The sequence below is a fragment of the Gemmata algarum genome, from assembly GCF_034097035.1.
Classification (GTDB): domain Bacteria; phylum Planctomycetota; class Planctomycetia; order Gemmatales; family Gemmataceae; genus Gemmata; species Gemmata algarum.
In genome coordinates this window covers 1-16,987 of record NZ_JAXBLV010000006.1, presented here as the reverse complement: position 1 = coordinate 16,987, position 16,987 = coordinate 1, and the positions used below count along the sequence as shown (strand labels likewise).

Sequence of the window (16,987 nt, the reverse complement as noted above, 5' to 3'; positions counted from 1 at the left end):
CTACAATTTGCACTTCCATGCGCGGGGGTACCTAAACGGCTGATGCGTAACGCACCCGGCGTTGATCGCAGGCCGGCCCCTGACGAACAGACCGCCCGACGAGGCGGCGAAAGGCGAAGTGCGATGGCTCTCGGACTGATCGGCTACAAGGTGGGCATGACGCAGGTCTTCACCCCCGAAGGGAAGGCCGAGCCGGTGACCGTGCTGCAACTCGGGCCGTGCCCGGTGCTCCAGATCAAGTACCCCAGCGCCGATGGCGGCGCGACAAAGGACGGCTACACCGCCATCCAACTCGGGTTCAAAGACAAGAAGCGGAAGAACGCGACCCGCCCGGAGCAGGGGCACGTTGCCGCGGGGCTGAAGTCGAAGCGGAAGGAGTCTCGCCAGAAGGCCGGCGTCGCCCTGCCGCCGAAGGCCGACTGCGAACCGCAGAAGGTGATCCGCGAGTTCCGGATCGACCTGGGCGGCGCGTTCGTTCAGACCGGCACCATCAAGGCCAGCGCCGCCGAGGCGAGCTTCAAGGTCGAGCGCATCAAGGTGAGCGGCGAGGGCGCCACCCAGAAGCACGAGCTGTACACGGAAGACGTGACCCTCAAGGTGGGCGACAAGCTGACCGTGGATCAGGTTTTCAAGGACGTGCAGGCGGTCGACGTGATCGGCACGACCAAGGGCCGCGGGTACACCGGTGTGATGAAGCGGCACAACTTCGACGGTATGCCGGCCGCCCACGGTGCGAAGAAGGTCCACCGCCAAGCCGGTTCGACCGCGTCGCTGGCGAGCAACCGTGGTACCGGCCGCCCGAAGAAGGGCCTGCGGCGCGCGGGGCAGTACGGTAACGAGCGGGTGACGATCCGCAACCTGACGGTTGTGAAAGTCGACACCGAGAACAATCTGATGCTGATCCGCGGCGGCATTCCGGGGTTCAACGGCGCGGTGGTCATGGTGCGCCCGACGAACAAGGTCGGCCCCGGTTCGCCCAAGTCCAAGACCAAGGCGCGAGTCGCTCCCGCCACGGCCGCCAAGAAGAAGTAACCTCGACCGGGTGAATCCCGGGCGGGTGTTTAACGGGCGGCGCACCGGCGCCGCCCGTTACCGTTTGACACCCCGGCACGGGGCTATTCGTCTTCGAGTGCCTCGCCCAAAACCTCCTCCGCGACGTAAATCGGGACCCGGTTCGCCACCGCCACCGCGATCGCGTCGCTGGGCCGGCAGTCCACTTCGGTCAGCTCGCCGTCCTTGCGGATGCGGAGCCGCGCGTAGTACGTGTGCTCCTTCAGGTCGTTGATGACGATGTCTTGGATCTCGCCGCCCAGTTGTTCCACCGCCGCGCTGATCAGGTCGTGCGTCAGCGGGCGCGGGGCCTGAATGCCCTTGACCCGGCGGTCGATGCTGGTCGCCTCGAAGATGCCGATGACGATCGGGAAGTGCCGCTCGCCGTCCACTTCCTTCAGCACCACGATCTGGTGCTCGACCAGCTCGCTGATGATGATCCGGCGGAGTTCCATCTGAATAGGCATCGGCGTCCGGGGGCTTCGTGTGGGGTAGGGCGGGCCGGGGCGGAACGGGGCCTCCGGAGTTCATACTAAACACCGGACACGAAACACCAAACACCCGAACACCGATGCCGACACCTGCGACCGTTCTTCTGAGCGCTCCCGCCGGCTGGCCCGACGCGATCGAGCTGCGGAAATTGATCGGCTCCGCGGGGTTCGTGGTCGCCGATCACGCGCTCGGCGCGGCACCCGCGGTGGATTTCGCCCCGGTGGCGGTCGCGGTGGTCGCGACGGGCGGACGGACCGCGGCCGCCGCGGCCCAGACCCGGCGCTGGCGCGCCGAACTCGGCGACCTCGTCGTCCCGGTGCTGTGGCTCGCTCCCACGTCGGCGGTCGGCGCCGGCCTCGACGCCGGCGCCGACGCGGTGCTGCCGGATTCGGTCGACACCGGTACGCTCCTCGCGCAGCTCCGGGCGATGGCCCGCACACAGGCGAATGCGTCGCGCGTCGCGGCCCGCGCTGCGGAGGCGCGGCTGCTCGGGGATCAGTTGAAGAAGGCCCTCACGCAGCTCGATCGCGAACAGGAGATGGCCCGGCGGGTGCAAGCCACGTTCCTCCCGAAATCGTTCCCGCAGGTGTGGGGCACGCGGTTCCACGTGCGCTACCGGACGCGGAACCGCACCGGCGGCGACTTCCACGACGTGCGCCGACTCGACGAGGACCACGTCGGGTTCTTGGTGGGCGAACTGATCGGCTCCGGCGCATCGACGGGCTGGCTGTTGGGTGTGTTCGTCCAGCAGTCCGCGGTGCTCAAAGAAATTACCGGGCACAGCTACCGTATCGTACCGCCGGACGAGGTGCTCACGAGCGTCAACCGCCAGTTGGTGGGGCTCGGCGCGGACGACGTGCCCCTGGTGGCGATGCTGAGCGGGGTACTGAATGCGAAAACCGGAGCGGTGACGCTGGCGCGAGCGGGATCTCCCCCGCCGGTTCACCTCCCGGCCAACGGAGCGGCAACGGTGTGGGCCGTGCCAGGACCGTTCTTGGGTGCAGCCGAGACGACCTACCAGCCACTCGCCCGAGTGCTGAGGCCCGGAGACCGCTTGCTCATCGGGACCGACGGAACCCGCCCCGATGGCGCGCCCGGTCCTGGGGCGGCCGACCGTCTACTGGACGCCGTCACGAAGCACCGCTCCGCGACCGGCTCGGAGTTCGTTGACGAGGTTGCCCGCGAGTTGCTCCAGCACCTTCACCACGCCGACGATTTTACGCTGCTGGGAGTGGAAATGCTCCCCTGACCGCTCATACATGAACCCACCCGGGATGTCGCTCGAGCACCCCCGGGCAACGTACCGCTTCGGCCTCAGCCACCGGTGCACCACGGCGTTCCGCCTCCCCGCACCGGTGGCCCGCGCCCCACACGCACACGACACGCGTCCGCGCGCCCCGTGTCACGGCACGCACGTCATGCCCTTCGTTCCCGATGCTCCTGTGCGACCGCACACGGTTCGGGCGTGTGGCCGCATCCGCCTTCTCGGCCGACCGGCTCGTGAAGCCGAAGTGAGCGGCGACCGTCGTTCGGCCCCCGGGCGTCCGCTCCCGCGTCAACGGGAAGCCTTGATTCGCCCCACTCGCGTCTGTGAGCACGTCGGGATCGAGGCCGTTTGCCGCGCCCGCATTCTCGATGCGGGCGTGGCCCTTGCCGACGGTCGGGGGGATGCCGCCGGGCCGCTCCTCCGGGGGACGTGGCCGCCGCGATCGATCGGGCGGCGGTCCCGTAGGCGATGCCGGCTCGGATGTCGCTTCCCGATCCGGGTTGGTTGTCCTGCACCGTCGGCACGTCGCCTCCGGCCGCGACCACCTCCTCGGCCTAATCTGGCGGGCCGACGAGGTGGTCGCCGACCACGAACCGGCCCTCGCCGCGGCAGAATGCCGAAACGGGGCGAGCGGGTGAATGAGGCCTCGCTTGCTGCGGAACCGGGAATCACCGCCAGAGCATCGGCGAGGGTGCCAGGAGATATGGGCACCTTCCTGGCTTCGAGAAGGCGCCCTATCGAGCCACGTTCCCTCACATAAGCAAAGGGAAATAAGGAACAGCCTTGCGTCACGCGCCGATTGCGGTCAGCGCGACCTGGAGGTCGCCGCGCGCGTAAGGTTTTTGGAGGAAACCGGTTGCGGAGTCGGCGGCCAGTTCTTCGGGCACCGCCTCCGATGTGTACCCGCTGCACAGGATCACCGGGACCGTTGAGCGGTCGCGGATCGCAGACAGCGCCTCGGCTCCGTCCATTACCGGCATCATCAGGTCGAGCAGCACCACCCGGATCTGGTCCGCGTGCTCGACGAACAGGGACACCGCCTCCGCGCCGTTGGTCGCGGTAATGACGGCGTAGCCCATCTGCGTGAGCAGCAGTTCTGCGACCTGACGAACGGTGGGTTCGTCGTCCGCGACCAGCGCCAGCCCGCGGCCCGCGGGCGGCGGTGTGACCGCCGGCCCCGGTGTCGCTACGTCGGCCTCCGGGGCGGGCGCCCGGCGCGGGCGCCGCGGTTCGGCCCCGGGCGCGGGCGTTGGGCTCTCCGGGGGCGTGTGAAGCACCGCCGGTGCGCACTCGGGCGCCACCGGCAGCAGCACCGTGAAGCGGGTGCCGATCCCGACCCGGCTGTCCACGCGGATCCCGCCCTGGTGCCCGCGGACGATGCCGAGCACCGCCGACATGCCCAGCCCGCGCCCGGTGAACTTGGTGGTGAAGAACGGGTCGAACAGCCGCGCCTTCGTGGCGTCGTCCATCCCGCACCCGGTGTCGGACACGATCAGCTCGACGAACTGCCCCGGCGCGGCCGGGCTGTACACCCCGCCGCTGACCGCTTCTAGCGCGAGGTCGTGAACCGCCGTCGTCACCGTGACCGCCCCGGCCCGGTCCCCGATCGCCTCACCGGCGTTGATCAGCAGGTTCATCAGCACCTGACGCAACTGCCCGTCGTCGCCAGTGACCGGCGGCAGCTTCGGCGCCAGGTCGAGCGTCAGGTTCACCTTTTTGGGCAGCGTGAGGCGCAGCAGCTCTGTGGTCTGGCGGATCAGGTCGTTCAGGCTGATCGTTTTGAGCATAAACCGCCCCTTACCGGAATACGCCAGCAGTTGCCGCGTAAGCCCGCTGGCCTGGGCCACCCCGCTCAGCACGGTCGCTAGGTGGCGCCGGGCCGGGTGGCCCTCCGGGAGCGATCCGACCGCCAGTTCCGCGTGCCCGAGCACCCCGGCGAGCAGGTTGTTAAAGTCGTGCGCGACCCCGCCCGCCAGCACCCCCAGCGCCTCGAGCCGTTGCGCGTCCTCCATCTTACGTTGGATCGCGACCCGCTCCTCTTCGGCCTGTCGGCGCTCGGTCAGGTCGATGCCTACTGCCTGGAACTCGTCCCGCCCGGCGGCGGTCTTGATGAGCCGGGCGGTCCATCGGTACCACAGGCACGCGCCGTCCGACCGGCGGATCATCCCGGAGATCCCGTTTGGCGGGCCGGTGAGCGGCGCGACCGGCAGGTCCGCCACCTCCTCGCGCCGGGGCATTTTGGGGATGAAGCTGAGTACCGACTGACCCAGCAGCCGTTCGCGGGGTTGCCCGAGCAGCTTACACAGGGTCTCGTTCACGAACGTCAACACGCCCTCCGGCGTGTACCGGACGATCGCGGCCGGGGTCCGGTCGACGAGGTTCTGGTACTCTTGCGCCGCCCCCGCCAGGGCCGCTTCGGCCCGCTCGCGCTCGGCCATCGTGGTCGTCATCGCCAGGATCACCAGCGCGCTGGTGGTCGTGAGCGCCCACACCATCAGGAGCTTGGTGAGCGGGGCTAGGTGGGCGAACGCGCCGAGCCCGGCGGAGGTGCCGCCGATCGCGAACGACGCGAGTATCAGGACGTGCAGCGATCCGATCCGGAGCCGCTCGTTCATCCCCACCCACAGCAGCATCATGAACGGCGGGAACACCATCAGCGACCGGAACCGCGGGTCCACAATGTTGGTGAACGCCAGACAGGTGAGCACCGTGGTGAGCAGCAGCCCGAGGGCCGGTCGGACGGCGGACCGGCGGAACTGCGGCCGCTCGAACGTGAGAAGCGGGGGGCCGACGATGAGCAACCCGGTGGTGGCCCCGAGCCACCAGATGAGCCAAGCGGTCAGCAGGTCGGAGGCGGGCAGCCCACCGGCGGCGCGCCAGAGGACGCCGTTGGTGGCCCCGACCGTTGTGCCCCCGAGGCCCGCGAACAGGAACGCGTAGAGGTCACGTCGCCCGGCCGTCGCGGGGTCGAATCCGAACCCGCGCAACCCGCGGACCGTCACCACGGCCGCCGCTGCATGTCCCGCGGACACCCCGAGCGCCACCCACCAATCGAACTGCGCCACTTGGCACGCCAGCGCGCCGAGGAACACGCCGGGCCAGTACCGTGTCCCCGCCCGGAACAGCACCGCGACCGCCAGACCTGCGGGGGGCCACACGAGCGCGATGTCGCAACTCGCGTGGGCCAGCACCAGTCCGACTTGGGCCGCTAGGTAGTAGCCGAGTGCGAGGGCCAGCGTGCCCGCGACGAACCGGATGAGCGGCGTCGCGTTGTGGCTCGGCATCGGTAGTGTGGTCGTTCGGGTCACGGCGCAGGGTGGTTGTTGTGCGGGGCGCCCGGTACGCCCTAAATGTAGTTCGCCAATTGCCTTCCCTCCACCGTTCGTGCCGGTTCTTAAAATTCGGCTACCACGCGACTTACCAGCGTGCGTAGCTTACTTTCGGCCTCGTTCGCGGTTTTAATGATGTCTGGCAGGTGGACCGGTTCGAGCGCGTCCGGGAGGCATTGATCGGTTATGACGGATATGCCGAGGACCCGCATCTTCCCGTGAACCGCAACGATCACTTCGGGCACGGTCGACATCCCCACCACGTCGGCCCCGATCGCCCGCAGGAACCGGTACTCGGCCCGCGTTTCGAGGTTCGGCCCGCTGACCGCGACGAACACGCCCTGGTGGCACACGATCCGCTCCTCGAGGGCGATTTTGCGCCCGAGCGCGAGCAGCCCGCGGTCGTAGGGGAAGCACATGTCCGGGAACCGGTCGCCGAGCCGGTCGTCGTTCGGGCCGATCAGCGGGTTGTCGCCGAGCAGGTTGATGTGGTCTTCAATGAGCATGAGGTCGCCGCGGCCCCACTGGGGGTTCATCCCGCCGCACGCGTTGCTCACGACCAGCACTTCGGCGCCCAGCGCCTTCATCACCCGCACCGGGAACGTGACCTGCTGGAGCGTGTACCCTTCGTAGAAGTGCATCCGCCCTTCCATGACGAGCACCTTCTTCCCGGCGAGGGTGCCGCACACGAGCTGCCCCTTGTGGGACGGCGCCGTCGAGCGCGGGAAGTGCGGGACGTCCGCGTAGGGGATGACCGCGTCCGCCGCCACGTCCTCGGCCAGCTTGCCGAGCCCGGTGCCGAGGATGATGCCGGCCGCCGGGGTGTGCGGCCAACGCGCCCGGACGAACGCGGCGGCTTCCTGAATCTGGTCGTACAGCGCGGACATGCGTGCTCCTGATTGGGGATGGGGCTTGTTGTAGAATCTCCCCACGCTTGGCGCGGCGACCGACGGGTCGCGCGTCGAACACAGGAGCCCGTATGGCAGTCAACCTTCCCCCGCACTACCACGACGCCGAGTCCCGGTACAAGAAGGCGCAGACCCCGGAGGACAAGCTCGCCGCGCTCAAAGAGATGTGGGTGCTGCTGCCCAAGCACAAGGCGAGCGAAAAGGTCCAGGCCGACCTCAAGACCAAGATCTCGGAGCTGACCGACCAGATCGAGCAGGCCAAGAGCGGCCCGAAGAAGGCGGCGCCCGGGACGTTCAAGTTCCAGCGCCAGGGGGCCGGGCTGGTGGTGTTCGCCGGTCCGCCCAACTGCGGCAAGTCGCTGCTCATGACGAAGCTCACGAAGGCGACCCCGGCGGTCGCGCCGTACCCGTTCACCACCCGCGAGCCGATCCTCGGGATGATGGACTACGAGGACGCGCGCGTGCAACTGGTGGACCTTCCCCCCATTACCGCGGACCACTACGAAACGTTCGTGACCGACGTGACCCGGGCCGCCGACGCCGCCGTCCTGTTTCTCGATCTGGCCGACGACGACGGCCCGGCGGCGACCAAAGCCGTCGTCGAGCGCCTGCAACGCGCCCGGCGCGAGCTGGTGCCCCCGGGCACGCCCTCGACCGACGACCCCACCACCTACGCCATTCCGACCGTGCTGGTGGCGAACAAGGGCGACGACGAGGCCGCCGACGTGCGCCTCGAGATCGCCCGCGAGGAACTGGGGGAGCGATTCCCGATCCTCGTGATCTCCGCGGAACGCGGCGACAACCTCGACGCGCTGCGGAAGGCGATTTACGACGCCCTCGGGGTGATGCGGATCTACACGAAGCAGCCCGGCAAGCCGGCGGACATGACCGCCCCGTTCACGCCGCCGGTCGGCAGCACCGTTGCGGAACTGGCGGGCAAGGTGCACCGCGACCTGGAGGACGCGGTCAAATCGGCGCGGGTGTGGGGCAGCGGGGTCCACGACGGCCAGACCGTCGGCCGCGACCACGTTCTGAACGACAAGGACGTGGTCGAGTTGCACACGTGAGGCGCCGATGCACGCCCTGGCCATCGTGGCGTTCTGTGTCGTTGTGGCGGTTCTTTACGGGATCGCGCACGATCAGGTGACGGCGCGCGTGTGCATCGAGTACTTCACGATCGGCCACCCGCCCGTGTTCGGAACGGACGATCCGACGCTGCTCGGTCTCGGCTGGGGGATCATTGCGACGTGGTGGGTCGGCGCGATCCTCGGGTTGCTACTCGCCGTGGCCGCGCGGGCCGGAAGGCGGCGGCGGCGCGCGGTCGGGTCACTGGTACGCCCGGTCGGGCAACTGTTACTCGTGCTTGGCGCGGCAGCGACCGTTGCGGGCTCGCTGGCGTGGCTGTTGGCGAGCGCGGGCGGGGTCGTCCTCGTCGGCCGGCTCGCAAATGAAGTCCCGCCGGAGAGACATGTCGCATTTTTGAGCGCGATGTGGGTCCACTCTGCGAGCTACCTGTTCGGCTTTTTCGGCGGAGCAGTTTTGTGCGTTCGTGTGTGGCGCGAGCGAAAGGCGTCCGGCGCCGAATGATCGCGTTGTAACTTCAGCCGTTCTTCGCGAAGATAGTGGCATGAGCACGGCCCCGATAGCCCCGAACTCGTTCCTGGTCCGCCACGGTTCGATGCGGTTCATCGGCGCGTTCGCCGCGCCGCCGAGCATCGCCGTCGCGCGCGGGGACGTGGCGATCATCCGGACCGAGCGCGGGTTGGAGCACGGCGAGGTGCTGTGCCCGGCCACGCCACAGGCCGTCGCCGCCATCCCCGAGCCGACCCGCGGAGAGCTCGCGCGCGTCGCCACCGCGGCGGACCGGGTGAAGATCGCGGACCTCGCGGTCAAGCACAGACAGCAGTACGAGGCCGGGACGCGCCTAGTGACGCAGCACCGGCTCGCGATGCAGATCGTGGACGTAGAGTTCCTCTTCGGCGGCGAGCGGCTGGTGTTTTACTTCCTCGCCGAGGGGCGGGTGGACTTTCGCGAGCTGGTCAAAAGCATGGCCCGCGAGTTCCACACCCGCATCGAGCTGCGCCAGATCGGCGTCCGCGACGAGGCCAAGTTACTGGCGGACTACGGCGACTGTGGCAAGCCGGTGTGCTGCAACTCGCACATGGTGGTGATGCCGCCGGTCAGCATGCGGATGGCGAAGCTCCAGAAGTCGACCCTCGACCCGACCAAGATCTCGGGCCGGTGCGGGCGGCTGAAGTGCTGCCTCCGGTTCGAGCAAGACGTGTACGAGGAGTTCCAGCGGGAACTGCCGCCGATCGGTTCGCGGGTGGTGACCGAAAAGGGGCAGGGGAAGGTGCTCGCGCACGAGGTGCTCGCCCGCCGGCTGCTCGTCGAGTTCGAGGACGGCCGGCGCCTGCCGGTCGCGCTCGCCGAAGTGCTCACCAAACTGTAAGCCCGGCGCGAGCGCAGCGGGAACAAATTGTGGCCCTCGGGATCAAGCCGGTGTCGCGTCTCGGTCCGGGCGGTTCGGGTACGGTTGTGAACGGTGGTTGAGAGTTGTCAGCAGGAGATGCCGTGGACCCACGGATACTGGAACTGTGCCGCGAAGACTCACGGTTCGCCTACGAGGCGTACGAGTTCGTGTCGGAGGCGGTGACGTTCACCCAGGGGCGGCTCGGCCGCGCCCCCGCGGACCGCGGCGACGACGGTGACGACCGGCACGTCAGCGGAGCGGAACTGCTCAACGGCGCGTGCGAACTCGCGGTCCGCGAGTTCGGTATGATGGCCCCGGTCGTGTTCAAACAGTGGGGCCTGAAGACGACCGACCACATCGGCGAGATCGTCTTCAAACTCATCAAGGTGAAGCTGTTGAGCAAGTCTGACCGCGACGACCCGGTCGACTTCAGCGACCTGTTCGACCTGCACGAGGCGCTGCGGAACGGTTTCGAGCTGACGCTCCGCGACACCGCCAAGAAGGGAGATCGATGAGCGACATTCAGCCGGCCCAAACGGGGCCGAAACCGGACGCGGTGCCGCGCTGGCAGGCGGCGCCGGGGCCGCGCCCCAAGGGCGGCCGGGCGCTCGTAGCGGTCACGGCCGTATTGTTCGTCGGCTGGTTGTGCTGGCTCGGCTATACGGCACTGACCCGAAGCCACTCGCCGTACATTTCGCGTTCCCAAGCTGCGGGAGCGAGTGTGGCGGTCGTTGCGGAACTGACCGCCGGCGTGGACGGCCGGATCGTCGTGCTGGCCCGCCCTGGTCGTGTCGCGGACGCCGCGGACCTGAAGGAGGCGGCCGACCGGCCGGCCGTGAAGGCGACCGTCGTGGAATCCTGGAAGGGACGGCCGGAGAAGGGCGCGTCGATCGGTGTTACGAACCTCTCGGGGTGTGCGGGTTACGTCGGACCGGGAACGTACCTCCTGCTGCTCAATCCGGTCCCGGATGCGTCTGTCGAGAACCTGCCCGCGTACACCGTTGCCGGGGCACAGCGGTCGCCAGGAAACGACCCGCCGGAAGCCGCGGCGCTCCGTATTTACCCCTGGACCGAGCAGACCTCTGCGGATTTGCGGAAACAGGTTGAAGTGCTCTTCCGGTAAGCGGTTCGCGCCGGCGGGACAGTTCCCGCCGGTGGCTTGGCTCTCGTTCTGCCACTACTGGGTCAGTCACTCTGCCGTTCGCCGCATCCGCTTGCCGACAGCCGCCTTGCGGCGTCGCACCTGGCGTACCGCGCGCCCGGCAACACCTATTGAGGTGACTCACCTGATTCGCCCGCCAATCAGCTTCTTCGCCCGAGCGTTGTGGTGGAGTTGTGTGGACAGTCGTAACTGCTTTCGACGTAAGTTCTGAATCAGCATGGCGTCGAGTGACCGCACCGACCACGGCGCGCTCGATGATTGTTACGATCGCCGCCAACGTGACTGGGAATGTAATTGAGTGACACACGGATCGGGTCTGCGCACATCGAGCGTCGTGAGCCCGTTGACAAGCCGTCCGCTCCGGTTAAACTACCTCAACACTTTTCCTTGCCCCCGGCGTTTCCGTCGAAACGCCCGTTGATGACGATCGAAGACTGGCTCGACAGTGCCGATTACGAATCTCTGGTGCTCGAACTCAGCGCGTACACGCACCGCAAACTTCACCTTCTTACCGCCGCGTTCCTGCGCCGCGTGTATGATCGTTTGCCGTCCGAACATTGCCGCCGCGCTCTGAAAGCGACCGAAATGTTTGCCGACGGCCTCATCAGCGCCGACGCGCTTGCCTGGACACGGTCGCAGGCGGCACGAGAAGCCGGCGACACGTTTTGGTTACCCTGGGACGCGGACCAGAACCCCTACGATTACCAACTGATCGACCCGTGCCCGTGCTGTTCCGACCGTAACCCGGCGTTTGTTCGACACGAATGCCGGGTTGCCAAACAAGGAGGGGTTATCGACGGCGTGCGCGCCGGGATCGAGAAGCCGGCGGCTGTTGCCGCAAGCACCGCCTTCCACGTCACGAGCTTAGAAAACCCGGCCTTGTTCACCGCCGGGGCGTTCGGCTCGGTAGAGTGGCGGTGGGAGTGGCAGAGCCTGTTCGCTACGGTCCGAGAAGTACTCGGTGAAACCGGAACTGCGGACTGGCTCCCGCCGGCGTGGCTCTCATCGGATGTTGTCGCGTTGGCGCGAGGGATTCACATCGACCAAGATTTCGACCGGCTCCCGATTCTCGCCGACGCCCTTCAGGACGCTGGCTGTGACGACGAATCCATCCTCTGGCACAGCCGGCGTCCCGGCGGACACATCCGCGGGTGTTGGGCCGTCGATCTGGCGCGGGGCGTTTCGTAGGTCAGAACAGGGCCGAGTCGAATCCCGTGCTACACGACCCGGCCCTTCGACAACCGGAGCGTCTGGGAAACCGTGTTGGGGAGCTCGGACAACTCGTGCGTAACGAACAGTAGCGTCTGAACCGGCCCGATTTCCGTTTCCAACCAGGTGCGGCAGCGTTCCGTTGACTCTGGGGACAACCCCTGAAACGGTTCGTCCAGGATCACGAGTGGTGGGCGCTTCACCAGCGCCCGGGCGAGCAGCACCAGGCGCTGCTCGCCCGTCGAAAGCGCTTTGAACGCGCGGCCCGCGAGGTGGCTGATCCCCAGCGCCGCGAAGAGCTCGCGAACTCGTCCGTCCTGCTCCGGGGTGGTGTCATGATCGGTGACGCCGTCGAAGAAGCCGGTTGCGGCGGCCCGCTCGGCGGTCAGCGGTTCGGTGAAATACAGATGGAACTCCGGCGACAGCAGCCCCACGTTCCGCTTCACGTCCCAGATCGTTTCACCGGTCCCGCGGCGCCGGCCGAACAGTTTGATGTCGTTCGAGTAGGCCTGCGGGTGGTCGCCGCAGAGGAGGCTTAAGAGGGTCGTTTTGCCGCTGCCGTTCGGCCCCAACAGCGCCCACCGCTCGCCCCGTCGAACGGTCCACGATACGTGGTCGAGGATCGCGTTTCCGGAGTGCGAAACGGTCACGTCGCGCAGCTCGATGATCGGTTCGTCGGACCCGCCGGACAGGCGGAGCGCGTGAGCTTCCCGACGTGCCGCGGCGGCCTCGCTTTGTAACCTGTCGCTTTTTGGTGGGGCCTTGGCGCCCATGCGACTACCCGCGGCGAGCCGATGGAGGTCGAGTACGTTCGTCGCCCACCCGGGAACCGCGTCCGCGCGACAAATCAGCACGAGCCGTTTGCCGTCATCGACGAGTTCGTGCAGCAGCGCCGCGAGGTCGGTGCGGGCTTGTGCGTCCAACCCGATGAACGGGTCATCGAGAACGAGAACTTCCGGACGGGCGAGCATCGCCCGGGCCAGCCGCGCCCGGCGGGTCTGGCCGTTCGAGAGCGTCATGAACGGCTGCGCGCGCCGGTCACCGATGCCGAACCGCGCGCACACCGCCGCGAGGTCAGAGTCGCTCGCGCCGGTCCCGGTGCGCAAGAACCGCTCCAGCGACAACGGCTCGTCACTGTCGGCGAACTCGAACCGCTGCTGGTAGTAGTGACCGGCGTAGGAAAACAGCCGGGAGTTCTCCCGGAACGTGACGTGCGCCACGACCTGGGACGGGTAATCGACTTGCCGGCCGGCCGCGCGAAGCCGGTCGAACAGGGGCCATGTGAGCGTGCCGCCGTTCAGCGGGTGCCGCCCCAAAAGGGCCTCCGCGAGCGTGGTTTTGCCGCTCCCGGTCGGGCCGACCACGGCCCACGCTTCGCCCTCACGCACCACCCAGTCGAAGTCACGCAGGACGGCCTCACCGCCACGAACGACGGTCGCGCCTGTGAGTTCAAAAATGCTCGGACTCATCCTTCCGGTATAGAACTGCGCGGTTCACAGTACCAGCCACCCCTCCGGGTCGGCGCCCTTCGTGCTTGTCTGTGCGAAGACGAGCCGGCCGAGTGTCAGGTGGAACGACATTTTCGGCGCCCCGTCGAACCCGAGCCTAGTGCGCAACTCGGCCAACCCCGGCGACCACACGTCGAGCCAAGCGTGTCGCCCGTTATCCCACCGGACGACGTTGGAGTAGTGGAACTTTACCGGCCCTGGATCGTACCCCTACGACTCACGAGCCAGCGGCTCGACCCCCTTCACCACACTCACGTGCGGCCCAAACGTCGAGCCCTTGTGAAGCGCGATCCCGTACCGCAACAGCAGCCACGTGTAGTGATCGACGATGCCACGGTCGCACAGCAGTATCAGCCACCACGGGTCGAAGGCGCGGGTGCCGCGTCCCGGATCGTACTGCACATGTCCGGTCGATTCGTGCGGAAAGTAAATCGCATCCATCGGTGAACTCCCGGCAATTTTTCTGAGACACTTTTTCTTCGCCGGGTTCGCAACATTTATGCTGCTGCGTGAATTGGCGCTAACTTTGTATCCTCTTCCTAACCCCTTGCAGCGCAATTACTTTGCCAAAATCGGTAAAAATTACGCAATCGATATAATTGCTACAGCTGAAACACTGGCTTCCGCGCGCACAACCCATTCGACCTGATCTTGTCGCACTGCCGGAAAAAATTACATACTCTTGGAAACCGGCAACCTCGCCGCAAGCGCCACAACCTCGCTACGGGATCCCTAATGCGGACCTTGGACCCTCGTGCGCAGCGCACGGGCATGATGCCCCGTGGCCCGGTTCTTCGACTCGAGACCCTGGAACGGCGTGACGTACCCGCCATCACGATTCAGATCGATTACACCTACGACACCGCGTTCTTCTCGAACCGGCCCGACGCCCGTGCCGCGGTCGAGCGGGCCGCCAACGAACTCGGCAGCGCGCTGACCGCAACTCTGGGCGCGATCACCCCGACGCTCGGGAACACGTGGACCGCCACGATGTTCAACCCGAGCGGGGCGGGTGAGTTGTCGCTCCCAAACCTGTCCGTCGGCGCCAACACGCTCAAGGTGTTCGTCGGCGGCAAGACGATGAGCAACAACGAGCAGGGGGTCGGCGGACCGGGCGGGTACTCGGTTTCCGGCAGCAACTCGTGGATCAGCGCGGTTCAGACCCGCGGGCACGCGGGGTTCGCCCCGTGGGGCGGTAGCCTGTCATTCGACAGCACCGCGGACTGGTCCTTTTCGTCCAGCGCCAACGGGATCGGAACGAACAAGATCGACTTCTACTCCGTGGCGCTGCACGAACTGGGGCACATGCTCGGGATCGGCACCGCCCCGCAGTGGAACAGCCTGGTGCGCAACGGCACCTTCACCGGCACGACGGCGCAGGCCCTGTACGGCGGCCCGGTGCCGCTGACCGGCGACGCCACGCACTGGGCCGACGGCGTTACGATCGGCGGCCAGCCCGTGGCGCTGGACCCGATCATGCCCCGCGGAACCCGCGTCGCCTGGAGCACCCTGGACACTGCGGCGCTCCGTGACCTCGGCTGGTTCACGGTCGATTCCGGCCCCACGACGCCGGTCACGACGGTGCCGCTGGGCAACCAAAAATCGGTCGCGTTCACCGGCGGCGCGAACGGCACCGTCTCCCTGTTCACCGCGTCCAACGGCGTACTGGTCGACACCGGCACGCGGCTCACCCCGTTTGTGGGCTACGCCGGTGCGGTGCGGGTCGCGAGCGGGGACTTCAACGGCGACGGGGTCACCGACTACGCGTTCACTACGGGCGCCGGGCCGCAAGCCGTTGTTCAGATCGTGAACGGTCGCGACGGCTCGCTCCTCGTGGGACAACGGGTCGTGTTCCCGGGGTTCCGAGGCGGGCTGTTCCTGGCTGCCGCAGACATCGACCGCGACGGGGCCGACGACCTTGTGATCTCGGCGGACGCCGGGGCCGGCCCGCACATCCAAACGTTCCGGGTGGTGGGCGGTGATCTGGTCCTGCAATCGAGCTTTTTCGCGTTCGACAACCCGGCGTACCGGGGCGGCGCCCGCGTGGCCGCCGGCGACATCAACAACGACGGGTACGCAGATGTGGTGGTGACCACGGGTGGCGCGGCCGAGGGGCGGGTTGCGGTTTACAGCGGCGCGAGCCTGCGGAACGGCGTGGAGACCCGACTGGTTCCGGACTTCATCCCATTCAAAGGGCTATGGGCTGGGCTGAACGCCGCCGTGGGCGATATGAACGGCGACGGGTACGCGGAACTGGCGGTCACCCCGGACCGCGGCGCACCCGCGCACGTGCTGATCTGGTCCGGGTACACACTGGCCCGGAACTCCAGCACCCAGGCCAGCGCCTTACCGGTAATCGCGAGCTTCTACGGTCTGCCCCCCAGCGACCATTCTGGCGGTCGGCTCGCGCTCCGCGACACGAACGGAGACGGCCGGTCGGAACTGTTCGTGGCGAGCGGGAACCCTCAGAACTCCATCGCAGCGACTTACACCTACGAAATGGCGATTGCGGGCGGTCAAGGGGCGACGCCCGCGACACCCTTCAACACACTGGTGACCTACGACGGCGTGTACGCCGGACTCCATACCACTGACGACGTGACGGAAACAGTCACTGTGGCGCCGGTGGACCGCAAGAAATGTACGTGTCCCGCGTGTAGCGCACTGGCGCACCTGATCGCAACCGCGACCGGCGCCGAGGCACTTGTTGGAACGATTCCCGTGTGAGATTGGGTGGAATTGAAGTGCCACGTCTCGGAGCGTGTCTGTCGGCTGAAACGCCCCGAGACGACAACAGCAGTGACCCGTTGGGTGACCCGACCGAACGCGACAAGCCGATTCCAGTCGTTTCCAGTTTGGCGGCCTTGGCAATCGGGCGGGAGACTCGAACACGTTACTGTCGAACCGCCTGCGTCAGCAGGCGTGGTGGCGCACACATGTGACCAACTTAAAACAATTGGAGACTGCTCTCCCGCGTCCGTTTCTTATTAAAGCAAATGCGGGGTATTATCTGTTTTAAGTGCCGGCTGGCATTCGATTGCAATTTACAAGGCGGTAGTTAGTTCGAGGCCCCGAATCTGGTCCGGCTCGATGCGCAACTGAACCTCAGCCGCGCCCCAACTTTCCCACCATTTCAGGAGCAGTGGGCGATCCCGGTGCTCCGGGTGAGTGTCAAGGAAGTCGGCCGCGAGGCGTTCGGGCTCGGTTTCCGAACAGTACCAGTGGTCGGCACGCGACAGCGGCCACCAGAGCGGACCTTCGGTTTCGGGCTGGCAAGTCCAAGGCATAAACTCTCCACAAAGGGGGGCGGTTCGGCCCGGAAAGGAGAGTGGCGTCCGGGCGAAGACGCGCGTGGCAGGTAGTGTGATGGTAAACGGTACTGGCGCCGTGTCAATTGCCAGAAATGAGTTTTCCGTCTAACCCTGACCCGTGTGTAAACCTTTCTTTACACACCCCGGCCGAGGTGGCAAACACCCCTGACATCGCGCCAGCGGCTTCTGCCGGCGTGTGGCCAATGAGGGGCGCAGATCGGCATCAAAGCGATCGCGGTATCGGGGCAATCTGAAACAGACAGGTTGGGACGAATTCG

General features: G+C 67.0%; 15 protein-coding genes. 9 read left to right on the top strand and 6 right to left on the bottom strand.

Annotated elements, in window-relative coordinates; translation table 11 throughout:
* The first annotated feature begins 123 nt into the window (after positions 1–123).
* On the top strand, positions 124–1,032 hold the full coding sequence (locus tag R5W23_RS02255; RefSeq protein ID WP_261190057.1) for a large ribosomal subunit protein uL3: 909 nt from the start codon (positions 124–126) through the stop codon (positions 1,030–1,032).
* Positions 1,033–1,115: 83 nt separating this feature from the next.
* Here the strand turns inward: R5W23_RS02255 and R5W23_RS02250 are convergent, their stop codons facing one another.
* Complete coding sequence (locus R5W23_RS02250; protein WP_320684918.1) at positions 1,116–1,517, bottom strand: bifunctional nuclease family protein; 402 nt, start codon at positions 1,515–1,517, stop codon at positions 1,116–1,118.
* A gap of 104 nt (positions 1,518–1,621) precedes the next feature.
* Between R5W23_RS02250 and R5W23_RS02245 the strand changes: the two genes are divergently transcribed.
* On the top strand, positions 1,622–2,791 hold the full coding sequence (locus R5W23_RS02245) for a PP2C family protein-serine/threonine phosphatase (RefSeq protein ID WP_320684917.1): 1,170 nt from the start codon (positions 1,622–1,624) through the stop codon (positions 2,789–2,791).
* Between the two features lie 806 nt (positions 2,792–3,597).
* Here the strand turns inward: R5W23_RS02245 and R5W23_RS02240 are convergent.
* Together R5W23_RS02240 and R5W23_RS02235 are read right to left on the bottom strand one after the other, a co-directional pair.
* Positions 3,598–6,093: a response regulator gene (locus R5W23_RS02240; RefSeq protein WP_320684916.1), complete on the bottom strand. Its 2,496-nt coding sequence runs from the start codon at positions 6,091–6,093 to the stop codon at positions 3,598–3,600.
* 110 nt (positions 6,094–6,203) lie between these two features.
* Positions 6,204–7,025 carry a purine-nucleoside phosphorylase gene (locus R5W23_RS02235; RefSeq protein WP_320684915.1) on the bottom strand — a complete coding sequence of 274 codons (822 nt, stop codon included), beginning with the start codon at positions 7,023–7,025 and terminating at the stop codon, positions 6,204–6,206.
* A gap of 92 nt (positions 7,026–7,117) precedes the next feature.
* Between R5W23_RS02235 and R5W23_RS02230 the strand changes: the two genes are divergently transcribed.
* From R5W23_RS02230 to R5W23_RS02205, 6 genes are all read left to right on the top strand, one after another.
* On the top strand, positions 7,118–8,113 hold the full coding sequence (locus tag R5W23_RS02230; RefSeq protein ID WP_320684914.1) for a GTPase: 996 nt from the start codon (positions 7,118–7,120) through the stop codon (positions 8,111–8,113).
* A 7-nt stretch (positions 8,114–8,120) separates the two neighbouring features.
* Positions 8,121–8,633, top strand: coding sequence for a hypothetical protein (locus R5W23_RS02225; RefSeq protein ID WP_320684913.1), 513 nt, complete (start codon positions 8,121–8,123; stop codon positions 8,631–8,633).
* 40 nt (positions 8,634–8,673) lie between these two features.
* Positions 8,674–9,498: a PSP1 domain-containing protein gene (locus R5W23_RS02220; RefSeq protein WP_261189661.1), complete on the top strand. Its 825-nt coding sequence runs from the start codon at positions 8,674–8,676 to the stop codon at positions 9,496–9,498.
* 122 nt (positions 9,499–9,620) lie between these two features.
* Positions 9,621–10,034 (top strand): Minf_1886 family protein, encoded by a 414-nt coding sequence (locus R5W23_RS02215; protein ID WP_261189660.1) that lies wholly within the window; start codon positions 9,621–9,623, stop codon positions 10,032–10,034.
* Entirely contained in the window at positions 10,031–10,642 is a 612-nt protein-coding gene (locus tag R5W23_RS02210; protein ID WP_261189659.1) for a hypothetical protein, read from the top strand. The genes R5W23_RS02215 and R5W23_RS02210 overlap by 4 nt, the downstream gene beginning before the upstream one ends.
* Positions 10,643–11,101: 459 nt before the next feature.
* The gene (locus R5W23_RS02205; protein ID WP_320684912.1) at positions 11,102–11,869 is read left to right on the top strand and encodes a hypothetical protein; all 768 of its coding nucleotides are present in this window, start codon (positions 11,102–11,104) and stop codon (positions 11,867–11,869) included.
* 29 nt (positions 11,870–11,898) lie between these two features.
* On the opposite strand, the gene R5W23_RS02200 is transcribed toward R5W23_RS02205, so the two are convergent.
* The 3 genes from R5W23_RS02200 to R5W23_RS02190 form a co-directional block, all read right to left on the bottom strand.
* Entirely contained in the window at positions 11,899–13,359 is a 1,461-nt protein-coding gene (locus R5W23_RS02200; protein ID WP_320684911.1) for an ATP-binding cassette domain-containing protein, read from the bottom strand.
* A gap of 24 nt (positions 13,360–13,383) precedes the next feature.
* Positions 13,384–13,506 carry a hypothetical protein gene (locus tag R5W23_RS02195; RefSeq protein ID WP_320684910.1) on the bottom strand — a complete coding sequence of 41 codons (123 nt, stop codon included), beginning with the start codon at positions 13,504–13,506 and terminating at the stop codon, positions 13,384–13,386.
* Between the two features lie 102 nt (positions 13,507–13,608).
* A complete protein-coding gene (locus R5W23_RS02190; RefSeq protein ID WP_320684909.1) occupies positions 13,609–13,839 on the bottom strand; it encodes a hypothetical protein in 231 nt (76 codons plus the stop codon).
* 330 nt (positions 13,840–14,169) lie between these two features.
* On the opposite strand from R5W23_RS02190, the gene R5W23_RS02185 reads away from it, so the two are divergent.
* On the top strand, positions 14,170–16,125 hold the full coding sequence (locus R5W23_RS02185; protein WP_320684908.1) for an FG-GAP-like repeat-containing protein: 1,956 nt from the start codon (positions 14,170–14,172) through the stop codon (positions 16,123–16,125).
* The last annotated feature ends 862 nt before the right edge of the window (positions 16,126–16,987 follow it).

What these genes read in the sequence shown, in the direction of transcription:
- R5W23_RS02255 (WP_261190057.1), top strand. Translation starts at nt 124, where the DNA reads ATGGCTCTCGGACTGATCGGCTACAAGGTGGGCATGACGCAGGTCTTC.
- R5W23_RS02250 (WP_320684918.1), bottom strand. Translation starts at nt 1,517, where the DNA reads ATGCCTATTCAGATGGAACTCCGCCGGATCATCATCAGCGAGCTGGTC.
- R5W23_RS02245 (WP_320684917.1), top strand. Translation starts at nt 1,622, where the DNA reads ATGCCGACACCTGCGACCGTTCTTCTGAGCGCTCCCGCCGGCTGGCCC.
- R5W23_RS02240 (WP_320684916.1), bottom strand. Translation starts at nt 6,093, where the DNA reads ATGCCGAGCCACAACGCGACGCCGCTCATCCGGTTCGTCGCGGGCACG.
- R5W23_RS02235 (WP_320684915.1), bottom strand. Translation starts at nt 7,025, where the DNA reads ATGTCCGCGCTGTACGACCAGATTCAGGAAGCCGCCGCGTTCGTCCGG.
- R5W23_RS02230 (WP_320684914.1), top strand. Translation starts at nt 7,118, where the DNA reads ATGGCAGTCAACCTTCCCCCGCACTACCACGACGCCGAGTCCCGGTAC.
- R5W23_RS02225 (WP_320684913.1), top strand. Translation starts at nt 8,121, where the DNA reads ATGCACGCCCTGGCCATCGTGGCGTTCTGTGTCGTTGTGGCGGTTCTT.
- R5W23_RS02220 (WP_261189661.1), top strand. Translation starts at nt 8,674, where the DNA reads ATGAGCACGGCCCCGATAGCCCCGAACTCGTTCCTGGTCCGCCACGGT.
- R5W23_RS02210 (WP_261189659.1), top strand. Translation starts at nt 10,031, where the DNA reads ATGAGCGACATTCAGCCGGCCCAAACGGGGCCGAAACCGGACGCGGTG.
- R5W23_RS02205 (WP_320684912.1), top strand. Translation starts at nt 11,102, where the DNA reads ATGACGATCGAAGACTGGCTCGACAGTGCCGATTACGAATCTCTGGTG.
- R5W23_RS02200 (WP_320684911.1), bottom strand. Translation starts at nt 13,359, where the DNA reads ATGAGTCCGAGCATTTTTGAACTCACAGGCGCGACCGTCGTTCGTGGC.
- R5W23_RS02190 (WP_320684909.1), bottom strand. Translation starts at nt 13,839, where the DNA reads ATGGATGCGATTTACTTTCCGCACGAATCGACCGGACATGTGCAGTAC.
- R5W23_RS02185 (WP_320684908.1), top strand. Translation starts at nt 14,170, where the DNA reads ATGATGCCCCGTGGCCCGGTTCTTCGACTCGAGACCCTGGAACGGCGT.